Below are 13,006 nucleotides of genomic sequence, written 5' to 3'. Positions count from 1 at the left end.
CGGTGCTGTCGGTGCCCCTCCGTAGACTGGGTCCGTGAGTGAGCCCCGCGACCAGTTCGACGAGTCCGACCCGTTCGACGAGATCGTCGATGCAGAGACCGACCGAGACCCCGACCTGGCGGTGATCGAGGCCGGCAGCCGCACCCTGCGCGCGCAGGCCGGGTCGCCCCAGGCTGACCCCGTGCCCGCCCGGCCCTCCGACCCGGAGGTGGACAAAGCGCTGCGCGAGGTCGAGACCGAGCTGTCGACCCGCTGGGGCGAGACCAAGCTGGAGCCTTCGGTGACGCGTATCGCGGCGCTGATGGACGTCCTCGGCGAGCCCCAGCGGGCGTACCCCTCCATCCACATCACCGGTACGAACGGCAAGACGTCCACGGCCCGGATGATCGAGGCGCTGTTCGCCGCGTTCGAGCTGCGCACCGGCCGGTACACCTCGCCGCACGTGCAGACGATCACCGAGCGGATCAGCCTGGACGGCGCCCCGATCTCCGCCGAGCGGTTCATCGAGACGTACGAGGACATCAAGCCGTACGTGGAGCTGGTCGACGCCCGTGAGGAGTACCGGCTCTCCTTCTTCGAGGTCATCACGGGCATGGCGTACGCGGCCTTCGCCGACGCGCCGGTGGACGTGGCGGTCGTCGAGGTCGGCATGGGCGGCACCTGGGACGCCACGAACGTGATCGACGCGCAGGTCGCCGTCGTCACCCCGATCGACCTGGACCACACCGACCGGCTCGGTGAGACGCCCGGCGAGATCGCGGGGGAGAAGGCCGGGATCATCAAGCAGGGCGCGACGGTGATCCTGGCCCAGCAGCCGGTGGACGCGGCCCAGGTCATGCTGAAGAAGGCCGTCGAGGTCGACGCGACGGTGGCCCGCGAGGGCATGGAGTTCGGCGTCGTCTCCCGCGAGATCGCGGTCGGCGGGCAGTTGCTCACCCTGCGCGGGCTCGGTGGCGAGTACGAGGACGTCTTCCTGCCGCTGTACGGCGCGCACCAGGCGCACAACGCGGCGGTCGCCCTCGCGGCGGTCGAGGCGTTCTTCGGCATCGGCGCGGAGCACGCCCGCACGCTGGACATCGACACCATCCGGCGGGCCTTCGGCTCCGTGGCCTCTCCGGGCCGCCTGGAGGTCGTCCGCAAGTCCCCGACGGTCGTCCTGGACGCGGCGCACAACCCGCACGGCGCGCGGGCCACGGCCGACGGGATCAGCGAGTCGTTCGGCTTCTCCCGGCTCATCGGCGTGGTCTCCACCAGCTCCGACAAGGACGCCAAGGGCCTGCTCGAAGCCTTCGAGCCGATCTTCGCGGAGGTCGTGGTCACGGCGAACTCCAACCCCCGCGCCACGGACGTGGACGCGCTCGCGGCGATCGCCGTGGAGGTCTTCGGCGAGGACCGGGTGGTGGTCGAGCCGCGTCTGGACGACGCGATCGAGGCCGCCATCACGCTCGCGGAGGAAGAGGGCGAGTACGCGGGCGCGGGTGTGCTCGTGACCGGTTCGATCTTCACGGTCGGGGACGCCCGGCTGCTGCTGGGAAGGCGCTGAATCCGATGCGTACGCTCTGTGCCTCGACGCTGATCGGCGAGTTCTTCGTGATCGGCTTCGCCGGGCTCGTCGCCATGAAGGACGACAGCCTGTCGACGGCCACGGTCTGGTGGGTCTGCGGCGCCGCGATGCTGCTCTCCGTGCTGCTGTGCGGGATGCTCACCCGCCCGGGCGGCGTCCAGCTCGGCTGGGCGCTCCAGATCGCGCTGATCGTGAGCGGCTTCGTCGTCCCGGTGATGTTCTTCCTGGGCGCGGCCTTCACCGCCCTGTGGTGGGCCTCGATCCACTACGGCGCGAAGATCGACGAGGCCAAGGCCCGCTGGGCCGCCCAGGCCGAGGCGCAGGACGCGGCGGAGGCGGAGGCGGGGTAACCCCCTCGGCAGGGCTTGACGCTGCGTAATCGGCGGACGTGCGGGCCCTGTAGCCTCTGAGGTCCCGCACACCGTATTCGTAAGGAGTCTCTACCGTGAGCCAGCGCACGCTCGTCCTGCTCAAGCCCGACGCCGTCCGCCGTGGCCTGATCGGCGAGATCATCGGCCGTATCGAGCGCAAGGCGGGCTGGACCATCTCCGCGCTCGAACTGCGCGAGCTGAGCCAGGACACGCTGGAGCAGCACTACGGCGAGCACAAGGGCAAGCCCTTCTACGAGCCGCTGATGGGCTTCATGCAGTCCGGCCCGGTCGTCGTCCTGGTCGTCGAGGGCGAGCGTGTCATCGAGGGTCTGCGGACCCTCGCCGGCCCGACCGACCCGATCGCCGCCGCCCCCGGCTCCATCCGTGGTGACTACGGCACCATCGTCCGGGAGAACCTGATTCACGCCTCGGACTCCGAGGAGTCCGCCATTCGGGAACTGAAGATTTTCTTCCCCGGCCTGGCGTGATCCAGGGCTGACCGGTCTGTCCCATTCTGACCGGGTGTCAGCCATCCACCGCAACAACCTGGGGCGACCGAAGGAATTCGGTCGCCCCCGGGCATATGAACGGCGCGATCGGGAACGCATCGCACCGTCCTGTCGTCACCTGTACAGAGGTGGACCACCGCGCGGTATCCGGGTGGGCGGCACTACGATGGAAAACTCCACGCCGCAGCACCCGAACACCCACCACCTCGCCTACCTGAGAAGCCGTCAACGCTCCGATTGGGAAGGCTCGACGCATCCTCATGGGAAACAAGGGGAACTCAATGTCGTTCATCGGCCGTGACATGGCTGTCGACCTCGGGACCGCCAACACGCTGGTGTACGTCAGGGGTCGAGGCATCGTTCTGAACGAGCCGTCCGTCGTCGCGATCAACACCAACACCGGCGGCATCCTGGCGGTCGGCGCCGAGGCGAAGAAGATGATCGGCCGGACTCCCGGCAACATCGTCGCCGTCCGGCCTCTGAAGGACGGTGTGATCGCCGACTTCGAGATCACGGAGCGGATGCTCCGTTACTTCATCCTCAAGATCCACAAGCGCCGCTACCTGGCCCGTCCCCGGGTCGTCGTCTGCGTGCCCTCCGGCATCACCGGAGTGGAGCGCCGCGCCGTCATCGAGGCCTCGACCCAGGCCGGCGCCCGCCAGGTGCACATCATCGAGGAGCCCATGGCCGCGGCCATCGGCTCGGGCCTGCCGGTCCACGAGGCCACGGGCAACATGGTCGTCGACATCGGTGGCGGCACCACCGAGGTCGCCGTGATCTCGCTCGGCGGAATCGTCACGGCACAGTCGATCCGGGTGGCCGGCGACGAGCTCGACAACGCGATCATCCAGCACATCAAGAAGGAGTACTCGCTCCTCCTCGGTGAGCGCACCGCCGAGCAGATCAAGATCACCATCGGCTCGGCCTACGACCTCGACAAGGACGAGCACACCGAGATCCGCGGCCGTGACCTCGTCTCCGGTCTGCCCAAGACCGTGGTCATCTCGGCCGCCGAGGTCCGCAAGGCCATCGAGGAGCCGGTCAACGCGATCGTCGACGCCGTCAAGACGACGCTCGACAAGTGCCCGCCCGAGCTCTCCGGTGACGTGATGGACCGCGGCATCGTTCTCACGGGTGGCGGTGCTCTCCTGCGCGGCCTGGACGAGCGGCTGCGCCGCGAGACCGGGATGCCGATCCACATCGCCGAGGACCCGCTGGACTCCGTGGCGCTGGGATCGGGCAAGTGCGTGGAGGAGTTCGAGGCTCTCCAGCAGGTCCTGGACGCCCAGCCCCGCCGATAACAAGTGCGCAGCATTTGGCTCGCGATCGGCTGTACGGGTGGCAAGACCCCCCGTACAGCCGATCGTTGATATAGCAACACAAACGGACGACACAAACCGCACGACACAAACCGCACGGACCAATCGAACCAAGAGGAAAGGCACGGCCGCCGCACGTGAGGGACACACGAGAGAGCCGGCTGCTCCTGGTGCTGCTGATCGCCATCGCGTTCGCACTGATCACGGTGGACATCCGCGGCGGCGAGGAGTCACCGGTCGACGGCGCCCGGCAGGCAGCCGCCGCGGTCTTCGGCCCCGTCGAGAACGGCGTCGCGGCGGCGGTCGATCCGATCGGCAACGCCATAGGGGCGGTACGCGACTCCGGTGAGCGGCACGACCGCATCGCCACCCTGGAGCGCGAGAACGCCGCCCTCAAGGCCAAGCTCGGCAGCGACGACCGCAACCGCAGCCGCCTCCGCGAGCTCGACACCCTGCTCAAGACGGCCGGCGCCGGTCAGTACGGCATCAAGGGCGCCCAGGTCATCGCCATAGGAGCGGCCCAGGGCTTTTCCTGGACGGTCACCATCGACGCCGGAGCCGACGACGGCATCGAGCGGGACATGACCGTACTGAACGGCTCCGGTCTCGTCGGCCGCGTGACCACCGTCGGGCCCTCCACCGCCACCGTGCTCCTCGCCAACGACCCCGACTTCACCGTCGGCACCCGCATGGAGAAGACGGACGAACTCGGCTTCGCCACCGGCCAGGGCAACGGGCCCCTCCTCGTCCAGCTCCTCAACGGCAAGTCCAGGGTGAAGCCCGGCGACCGGCTCGTCACCTTCGGCTCGCAGGCCGACAAGCCCTTCGTGCCCGGCGTGCCGGTCGGCGAGGTCGTCCGCGTCGACCCGCTCGGCGGCGGCCTCACCCGCAACATCTACGTCCGCCCGTTCGTCGGCTTCTCCAAGCTCGACATCGTCGGCGTCGTCGTCCAGGCCCCGCGCACGAACCCCCGCGACACGGTCCTGCCGCCCAAGCCCAAACCCGCGCCGACCGTCACCGTCACGGTGACCCCGCCGCCACCGGAGGGGGAGCAGGCCGGACAGCAGTCGGAGCAGGGACGGAAGCCCGAGGACGAGCAGCAGGCCCAGCAGAACCCGCAGGACCAGCAGACTCAGCAGCAGGACCAGCAGGCCCAGCAGGACACGCAGCAGGACCAGCAGGATCAGGGGGAGACGCCGTGAAGTTCAACCGGATCCTGCTCTCCAGCACACTCGTCGTCGTCGCCCTGGTCGTCCAGGTCTCGGTCCTCGCGCGCCTCCAGCTCCCCGGCGCCGTACCCGACCTCGTCCTGCTGACCGTCCTCGGCCTCGCACTCGTGTACGGGCCGGTCAGCGGCTCCCTCATCGGCTTCGGGGCCGGCCTCCTCTCCGACCTCGCCCCGCCCGCCGACCACGCCGCCGGCCGCTACGCCCTGGTCCTCTGCGTCATCGGCTACCTCGCCGGACTCGCCCGCCCCGACAACGGCAAACTCAAGTCCGCCAGCGGGCCGATGGCCGTGGTCGTCGCCGCCGCGATCGGCTCCACCCTGCTGTACGCGGGTGTCGGCGCCCTCGTCGGCGACACCGCCGCCCGCCATGTCGGCCTCGGCTTCCTGCTGTTCACCGCGGCCGTCTACGACCTGCTCCTCGCGCCCTTCACCGTGCCGCTGATCATGGCGCTGGCCCGGCGTGCGGAGAACGACCCGCTCGCCGACACCTCCGGGGGAACCGACGTCGCCTCCGGCTGGCTCAGCTCCGGCACCGGCCTCCAGATCGGCACCCAGCGCGGCGGCCTGCGCGTCAAGGCCGCCCGTACCAGAGCGGCACGCGCCGGACGCATCAAGGGAGTCAAGCGACTGTGACCGAGGGGGTACCGGCAGTATGAGCAACATCCCGGAGACCGGGCGGACTCCCAGGGTCCAGATCCGGCTCGTCGTCATCCAGATCCTCGTCTTCTCCCTTCTGCTCACGCTCGGCGGACGCCTCTGGTACCTCCAGATCCGCAACGGCAAGGAGTACACCGACGAGGCGAAGAGCAACCACGTCCAGCGGGTCGTCCAGCCCGCCGTCCGCGGGTCCATCCTCGACGCCCGCGGGGTCCCCCTCGCCGACAACGAGACCCGCCTCGTGGTCTCCGCGTCCCGCACCGACCTGATGAAGATGAAGGACGACGGCAAGGCCGTCCTCACCCGTCTCGCCGGCGTCCTGGGCATGAAGCCCAAGGAGGTCATGGACAAGGTCCGGCTCTGCGACTCCCAGACCCCGAAGCCCTGCTGGAACGGTTCCCCCTACCAGCCGATCCCGATCACCGACGAGGCCACCACGCAGCAGGCCCTGCGGATCCGGGAGAGCTCCGAGGACTTCCCCGGCATCACCGCCGAACTCACCGCCGTACGCCGCTACACCGCGCCCGGCAAGGCCCGCACCGCGCAGGTGCTCGGCTACCTCTCGCCGGTCACCGACGAGGAGATCCAGAAGGCCAAGGACAGCGACTCGCCGTATCTGCGCTCCGACCAGGTCGGCCGCTCCGGCCTCGAACGCACCTACGACAAGGAGTTGCGCGGCAAGGCGGGCGTCACGTCGTACGAGGTCGACAAGGTCGGCCGGGTCATGGGCCAGACCGAGGCCGAGCCGGGCGTGCCCGGCTCCACCCTCGTCACCAGCATCGACGCCCGGGTCCAGGCGGTCGCCGAGTACGAGCTCCACCAGGCGATGAAGACCGTCCGGCAGGAGACCGACAAGATCACCGGCCGGAAGTACGAGGCCGACGCGGGCGCCGTCGTCGTCCTGGAGTCCAAGACCGGCCGCGTCGTCGCGATGGCCTCCCAGCCCGACTACGACCCCAACACCTGGATCGGCGGCATCTCCGCCAAGGACTACGCGCGGCTCACCGACAAGAGCTCCAACTACCCGCTGCTCAACCGGGCGATCCAGGGCCAGGCGCCCGCCGGCTCCGTCTTCAAGGTGGTGTCGGCGAGCGCGGCCGTGCGCGCCGGCTACGACTTCAACGACAAGTACCTCTGCAGCAGCTCCTACAGCATGGGCAACCGGAGCTTCGCGAACTTCGAGTCCAAGGGGCACGGCCCCATCACCCTCGGCGACGCCCTCAAGTTCTCCTGCAACACCGTCTTCTACCGTCTCGGTCACCAGGAGTGGAACCGCGACGGCGGCCTCAAGCCCAAGAACCCCAACGACTGGTTCTACCGGACCGCCCATGACTTCGGATTCGGCGCCGAGACCGGCATCGACGTGCCGAACGAGGTCACGGGCCGCATCCCGGACCGCCAGTGGAAGAAGAGCTTCTGGGAGGCCAACAAGGACGCCTGGTGCAAGCAGGGCAAGAAGGGCGGCACGTACGTCGAGCAGATCGCCTATGAGAGCTGCCTCGAAGGCAACCAGCTGAAGGCCTTCGACAGCATCAACTTCGCCATCGGCCAGGGCGACGTGCTCATCACCCCCATCCAGCTGGCCACCGCCTACGCCGCCATCAGCAACGGCGGCACCCTCTACAGCCCCACCCTCGGCAAGGCCGTGATCAGCGCCGATGGCAAGAAGATCCAGGAGATCGCGCCCAAGCCCCACGGCAGGCTGCCGATCGACGCCCAGACGATCAGCGACATCGACAAGGGCCTGCGCTCCGTCGTCGAGCCCGGCGGCACCGCCGCCTGGCGGTTCGGCGGCTGGCCCCAGGACAAGATCACGATGCATGCCAAGACCGGAACCGCGCAGGTCTACGGCAAGCAGACCACCTCCTGGTTCGCGACCTACACCGACGACTACACGATCGTCATGACGATCTCCCAGGGTGGTACGGGCTCCGGCGCCTCCGGCCCCGCCGTGCGCAACATCTACGACGCCATCTACGGCCTCGACGACGAGGGCAACCAGGACCTCAAGCGCGCCCTGCTGCCGAAGCCGCAGAAGGAACTGCCGAAGGTCCAGCCCGACGGCTCCATCGACGCGCCGGAGGTCAAGGCGTACGACCCCGCCGCGCAGCTCGTCGACCCGCTCAAGAAGAAAGACGGAGAGCAGCCACTCGCGGGCCCGCCACCCGTCTGGCAGAGGGACTGAACCGATGACCGCACCCCACGGCTTCTCCGTCTCCCGGTACGCCCCCGAGCGCGGCCCGCTGGCGAAGCTCCTCGCCCGCGACTCGGTGGTGCGCCGGCTCGACTGGCCGATGCTGCTCTCCGCGCTCGCCCTGTCCTTCCTCGGCGCGCTGCTCGTCTGGTCCGCGACCCGCGGCCGCACCGAGCTCAACGACGGCGACCCGTACGCCTTCCTGTTCCGGCACTCGCTCAACACCGGCATCGGCCTCGTGCTGATGATCGGCACCGTCTGGCTCGGCCACCGCACCCTGCGCGGCGCGGTGCCGATCCTCTACGGCATCTCGATCCTGCTGATCCTCGCCGTCCTCACCCCGCTCGGCGCGACCATCAACGGCGCGCACGCCTGGCTCGTGATCGGCGGCCTCTCGCTCCAGCCCAGCGAGTTCGTGAAGATCACGATCATCCTGGGCATGGCGGTGATGCTGGCCGCCAAGGTCGACGCCGGTGACCAGGTGCACCCCGACCACCGGACCGTCGCCAAGTCCCTGCTCCTCGCCATACTCCCCATGGCGATCGTCATGCTGATGCCGGACCTCGGCTCGGTGATGGTCATGGCGGTCATCGTGCTCGGCGTGCTCCTCGCCTCCGGAGCCTCCAACCGCTGGGTCCTCGGCCTCATCGGCACCGGAGTGGCGGGGGCCGTCATGGTCGCCGCGCTCGGTCTGCTCGACGAGTACCAGATCAACCGCTTCGCCGCCTTCGCCAACCCCGAGCTCGACCCGGCGGGAGTCGGCTACAACACCAACCAGGCGCGCATCGCGATCGGCTCCGGCGGCCTGTACGGCGCGGGACTGTTCAACGGCCACCAGACCAGCGGCCAGTTCGTGCCCGAGCAGCAGACCGACTTCATCTTCAGCGTGGCGGGCGAGGAACTCGGCTTCCTCGGCGGCGGACTGATCATCGTGCTGCTCGGCGTGATCCTGTGGCGGGCGTGCCGGATCGCCCGGGAGACCACGGAGCTCTACGGCACGATCGTCGCGGCCGGCATCATCGCCTGGTTCGCCTTCCAGTGCTTCGAGAACATCGGCATGGCACTCGGCATCATGCCGGTGGCGGGCCTTCCGCTGCCGTTCGTCTCGTACGGCGGCTCGTCGATGTTCGCGGTGTGGGTGGCGATCGGACTGCTCCAGTCCATCAGGGTGCAGCGGCCGATGACGGCCTGAGGCGCACTCCCCTTCCGTTCACTTCGCGTCTAGATTCGATTCATGGCGGAGACGAAGCGCGAGATCGAGCGGAAGTACGAGGCCACGGCCCGGACGGAGCTGCCCGACCTGACGCGGGCGGCCGGGGTCGCGTCGGCCCTGGACAGGGGCGTCACCGAACTCGACGCGGTCTACTACGACACCCCGGATCTGCGGCTCGCCGCCGACTCCCTGACCCTGCGCCGCCGCACGGGCGGCGAGGACGAGGGCTGGCACCTCAAGTTCCCGGTCGCGTCCGGGATCCGCGACGAGATCAGGGCCCCGCTCTCCGACACGCTCCCGAAGTCCCTGGCGGGCCTGGTCCGCTCCCGCACCCGCGACGAAGACGTCGTCCCCGTCGTCCGGCTCCGCTCCTCCCGCGCCGTCCACCACCTCGTGGACGAGACGGGCGCGCTACTGGCGGAGGTCTCCGTCGACACGGTCCACGCCGAACGCCTCCCGAAGGGCCCGGACACCTCCTGGACGGAGATCGAGGTCGAACTGGCGGACGACGCGGACCCGGCCATCCTCGACACGGTCGAGAAGCACCTGAAGAAGGCAGGCATCCACCCGTCGTCGGCACCGTCGAAACTGTCGAGGGCCTTGGAGGAGACGGCGCCCGCGGCCACCACAGGCGTGGCGGAACGCGCCGAGGACGCAGCTGAGCCCGCCGCCGGCGAGCAGGGCGCGGTCGCCGAGGACACCGCCGGCGGCCGTGTCCTCGCCTACGTACGGGAACAGCGCGACGCGATCGTCGCCCTCGACCCCGCCGTCCGCCGCGACCTCCCCGACTCCGTCCACCAGATGCGCGTCGCCTGCCGACGCCTCCGCAGCGCCTTCAAGACCTACCGCAAGGTCCTCGACCGCACCGTCACCGACCCGATCGGCGAGGAGCTCAAGTGGCTCGCCGGCGAGCTCGGCGCCGCCCGCGACCAGGAGGTCCTCATCGCACGGCTGAGCTCCCGGATCGACGAGCTCCCCGACACCCTGCTCCTCGGCCCCGTCCGCGCCCGGCTCCGGCGGGAGGCCGCCTCCCACGGCGACGACGCCCGCACCAGGGCCATCGCCGCCCTCGACTCCGACCGCCACCTGGCGCTGCTGAAGAGCCTCGACGCCCTGCTCGCCGACCCGCCCCTGCGGAAGGCCGCCGCGAAGGACCCGGAGAGCGTCCTCTCCCGCGCCGTCCTCAAGGACTACGACCGCCTCGCCACCCGCGTCGACCACGCCCTCGCTCAGGACCCCGGCCACGACCGCGACCTGTCGATGCACGAGGCCCGCAAGGCCGCCAAGCGCGCCCGCTACGCCGCCGAGGCCGCCACACCCACCCTCGGCAAGCCCGCCCAGCGCTTCGCCAAGCGGATGAAGGCCGTCCAGACCGTCCTCGGCGACCACCAGGACAGCGTCGTCGCCCGCGAGGCCCTCCGCGACCTCGCGATCCAGGCGCACGCCGCCGGCGAGTCCGCCTTCACCTGGGGACTCCTCCACGGCCAGGAGGAGGCGGCCGGCGCGGCCCGCGAGCGCGAGTTCCCCGAGGTCTGGGCGAAGGCCTCCGCCCCGGAACTGAGGGCGAAACTGACCCACTGAGCACCGGGTACGCTTGAGAGTCGCCCCCTGCCAGCTCACGAAGGTTCGAGATGTCTGCTGCCGAGTCTGTCTTCCCGCAGCTCGAAGCCCTGCTCCCGCACGTGCAGAAGCCGATTCAGTACGTCGGTGGAGAGCTGAACTCCACGGTCAAGCCGTGGGAGTCCGCCGACGTCCGCTGGGCACTCATGTACCCGGACGCGTACGAGGTCGGTCTGCCCAACCAGGGCGTCATGATCCTCTACGAGGTACTGAACGAGCGCGAGGGCGTCCTGGCCGAGCGCACGTACAGCGTGTGGCCGGACCTCGAAGAGCTGATGCGTGAGCACGGCGTCCCGCAGTTCACCGTCGACAGCCACCGCCCCGTCGGCGCGTTCGACGTCTTCGGCCTGAGCTTCTCCACCGAGCTCGGCTACACCAACATGCTCACGGCCCTCGACCTGGCGGGCATCCCGCTGGAGTCGAAGGACCGCACCGTCGACCACCCGATCGTGCTCGCCGGCGGCCACGCCGCCTTCAACCCCGAGCCGATCGCCGACTTCATCGACGCGGCGATCATCGGAGACGGCGAGCAGGCCGTCCTCGACATGACCGAGATCATCCGCGCCTGGAAGGCCGAGGGCCGCCCCGGCGGCCGCGAGGAGGTCCTCCTCCGGCTGGCGAAGACGGGCTCGGTCTACATCCCCGGCTTCTACGACGTCGAGTACCTGGCCGACGGCCGGATCGCCCGCGTCGTCCCCAACCGCTCCGGCGTGCCGTGGCGCGTGTCCAAGCACACCGTCATGGACCTCGACGAGTGGCCGTACCCGAAGCAGCCGCTCGTCCCGCTCGCCGAGACGGTCCACGAGCGGATGTCGGTGGAGATCTTCCGCGGCTGCACCCGCGGCTGCCGTTTCTGCCAGGCCGGCATGATCACGCGCCCCGTGCGGGAGCGAAGCATCACCGGCATCGGCGAGATGGTCGAGAAGGGCCTCAAGGCGACCGGCTTCGAGGAGGTCGGCCTCCTCTCCCTCTCCTCCGCGGACCACTCCGAGATCGGTGACATCGCGAAGGGCCTGGCGGACCGGTACGAAGAGGACAAGATCGGCCTCTCCCTGCCCTCCACCCGCGTCGACGCCTTCAACGTCGACCTCGCCAACGAGTTGACCCGCAACGGCCGTCGCTCGGGTCTCACCTTCGCCCCCGAGGGCGGCTCCGAGCGCATGCGCAAGGTCATCAACAAGATGGTCTCGGAGGAGGACCTGATCCGGACCGTCTCGACGGCGTACGGCAACGGCTGGCGCCAGGTGAAGCTGTACTTCATGTGCGGCCTGCCGACCGAGACGGACGAGGACGTCCTCCAGATCGGCGACATGGCGGTCAAGGTCATCGCCGAGGGCCGAAAGGTCTCCGGTCAGAACGACATTCGCTGCACGGTCTCCATCGGCGGCTTCGTCCCGAAGCCGCACACCCCCTTCCAGTGGGCCCCGCAGCTGTCGGCGGAGGAGACGGACGCGCGCCTGGAGAAGCTCCGGGACAAGATCCGCGGCGACAAGAAGTACGGCCGCTCGATCGGCTTCCGCTACCACGACGGCAAGCCCGGCATCGTCGAGGGCCTGCTCTCGCGCGGCGACCGCCGCATCGGCGCGGTCATCCGCGCGGTGTACGAGGACGGCGGCCGCTTCGACGGCTGGCGCGAGTACTTCTCGTACGACCGCTGGATGCAGTGCGCCGAGAAGACGCTGCCGTCCATGGGCGTCGACGTCGACTGGTACACCACCCGCGAGCGCACGTACGAGGAGGTCCTGCCCTGGGACCACCTGGACTCCGGTCTGGACAAGGACTGGCTCTGGGAGGACTGGCAGGACGCGCTCGACGAGACCGAGGTCGAGGACTGCCGCTGGACGCCGTGCTTCGACTGCGGCGTGTGCCCGCAGATGGACACGCACATCCAGATCGGCCCGACTGGCAAGAAGCTGCTGCCGCTGACGGTCAAGAAGTAGCCGCAAGAAGTAGCCAGCTGACGAGAGGCGTTCGGACCGTCACGGTCCGGACGCCTCTCGCGTGTCCGGGGCGGGGCTCGCGGGGCCGGGCAGGCGCAAGGCCAGTACGCCGGTGGCCAGCGCCAATGCCGGGGCGCGCGGCCGCCGGTCGGGCGGGAAGAAGTCCTGGATGCCGGAGAGCACCTGAGGAAGCATCACCGCCGCCGCGAGACCCTGCGCCACCCGCAGCCCGATCAGCACCCCGACCGACGCGCGGCCAGGGACCAGTACAGGTAGTTGGCGGGGCGCAGGGCGTAGGCGGCGGCCCCGGCGAGGCCCGTGCGGCGCCACAGGTCCTGCCACCCCGTGGCGGTGGCGTCGGTTCGGGGTTCGGGCATGGGCGTCATTGTTT

The 13,006-nt window shown here is 69.7% G+C and carries 12 protein-coding genes; 10 read left to right on the top strand and 2 right to left on the bottom strand.

Going from position 1 to position 13,006, the window contains the following annotated elements; genetic code table 11:
- Positions 1–34 precede the first annotated feature (34 nt).
- The 10 genes from folC (at position 35) to ACZ4VI_RS13135 (ending at position 12,615) form a co-directional block, all read left to right on the top strand.
- Positions 35–1,543 (top strand): bifunctional tetrahydrofolate synthase/dihydrofolate synthase, encoded by a 1,509-nt coding sequence (folC, locus tag ACZ4VI_RS13180; protein ID WP_467999269.1) that lies wholly within the window; start codon positions 35–37, stop codon positions 1,541–1,543.
- 5 nt (positions 1,544–1,548) lie between these two features.
- Positions 1,549–1,914, top strand: a complete 366-nt coding sequence (locus ACZ4VI_RS13175; RefSeq protein WP_467999268.1) for a DUF4233 domain-containing protein — start codon at positions 1,549–1,551, stop codon at positions 1,912–1,914.
- A 95-nt stretch (positions 1,915–2,009) separates the two neighbouring features.
- A complete protein-coding gene (gene ndk / locus ACZ4VI_RS13170) occupies positions 2,010–2,423 on the top strand; it encodes a nucleoside-diphosphate kinase (protein WP_467999267.1) in 414 nt (137 codons plus the stop codon).
- 302 nt (positions 2,424–2,725) lie between these two features.
- A complete protein-coding gene (locus ACZ4VI_RS13165) occupies positions 2,726–3,745 on the top strand; it encodes a rod shape-determining protein (protein WP_017239313.1) in 1,020 nt (339 codons plus the stop codon).
- A 155-nt stretch (positions 3,746–3,900) separates the two neighbouring features.
- Positions 3,901–4,965 carry a rod shape-determining protein MreC gene (gene mreC / locus ACZ4VI_RS13160; RefSeq protein ID WP_467999266.1) on the top strand — a complete coding sequence of 355 codons (1,065 nt, stop codon included), beginning with the start codon at positions 3,901–3,903 and terminating at the stop codon, positions 4,963–4,965.
- Entirely contained in the window at positions 4,962–5,624 is a 663-nt protein-coding gene (gene mreD / locus ACZ4VI_RS13155) for a rod shape-determining protein MreD (RefSeq protein WP_467999265.1), read from the top strand. The genes mreC and mreD overlap by 4 nt, the downstream gene beginning before the upstream one ends.
- Positions 5,625–5,643: 19 nt before the next feature.
- A complete protein-coding gene (gene mrdA / locus ACZ4VI_RS13150; RefSeq protein WP_467999264.1) occupies positions 5,644–7,833 on the top strand; it encodes a penicillin-binding protein 2 in 2,190 nt (729 codons plus the stop codon).
- A 4-nt stretch (positions 7,834–7,837) separates the two neighbouring features.
- Positions 7,838–9,034 (top strand): rod shape-determining protein RodA, encoded by a 1,197-nt coding sequence (gene rodA, locus ACZ4VI_RS13145; protein ID WP_467999263.1) that lies wholly within the window; start codon positions 7,838–7,840, stop codon positions 9,032–9,034.
- A gap of 42 nt (positions 9,035–9,076) precedes the next feature.
- Positions 9,077–10,636, top strand: coding sequence for a CYTH and CHAD domain-containing protein (locus ACZ4VI_RS13140; RefSeq protein ID WP_467999262.1), 1,560 nt, complete (start codon positions 9,077–9,079; stop codon positions 10,634–10,636).
- Between the two features lie 50 nt (positions 10,637–10,686).
- Positions 10,687–12,615: a TIGR03960 family B12-binding radical SAM protein gene (locus ACZ4VI_RS13135; RefSeq protein WP_467999261.1), complete on the top strand. Its 1,929-nt coding sequence runs from the start codon at positions 10,687–10,689 to the stop codon at positions 12,613–12,615.
- A gap of 39 nt (positions 12,616–12,654) precedes the next feature.
- On the opposite strand, the gene ACZ4VI_RS13130 is transcribed toward ACZ4VI_RS13135, so the two are convergent.
- Both ACZ4VI_RS13130 and ACZ4VI_RS13125 read right to left on the bottom strand, forming a co-directional pair.
- Positions 12,655–12,837 carry a hypothetical protein gene (locus tag ACZ4VI_RS13130; RefSeq protein WP_467999260.1) on the bottom strand — a complete coding sequence of 61 codons (183 nt, stop codon included), beginning with the start codon at positions 12,835–12,837 and terminating at the stop codon, positions 12,655–12,657.
- An 11-nt stretch (positions 12,838–12,848) separates the two neighbouring features.
- A complete protein-coding gene (locus ACZ4VI_RS13125) occupies positions 12,849–12,992 on the bottom strand; it encodes a hypothetical protein (RefSeq protein ID WP_467999259.1) in 144 nt (47 codons plus the stop codon).
- Between the last annotated feature and the right edge of the window lie 14 nt (positions 12,993–13,006).

It is taken from the genome of Streptomyces sp. NPDC029169, assembly GCF_055563935.1.
Note: the sequence above shows the minus strand (reverse complement) of the source record. Positions and strands in the feature narration are given on the sequence as shown.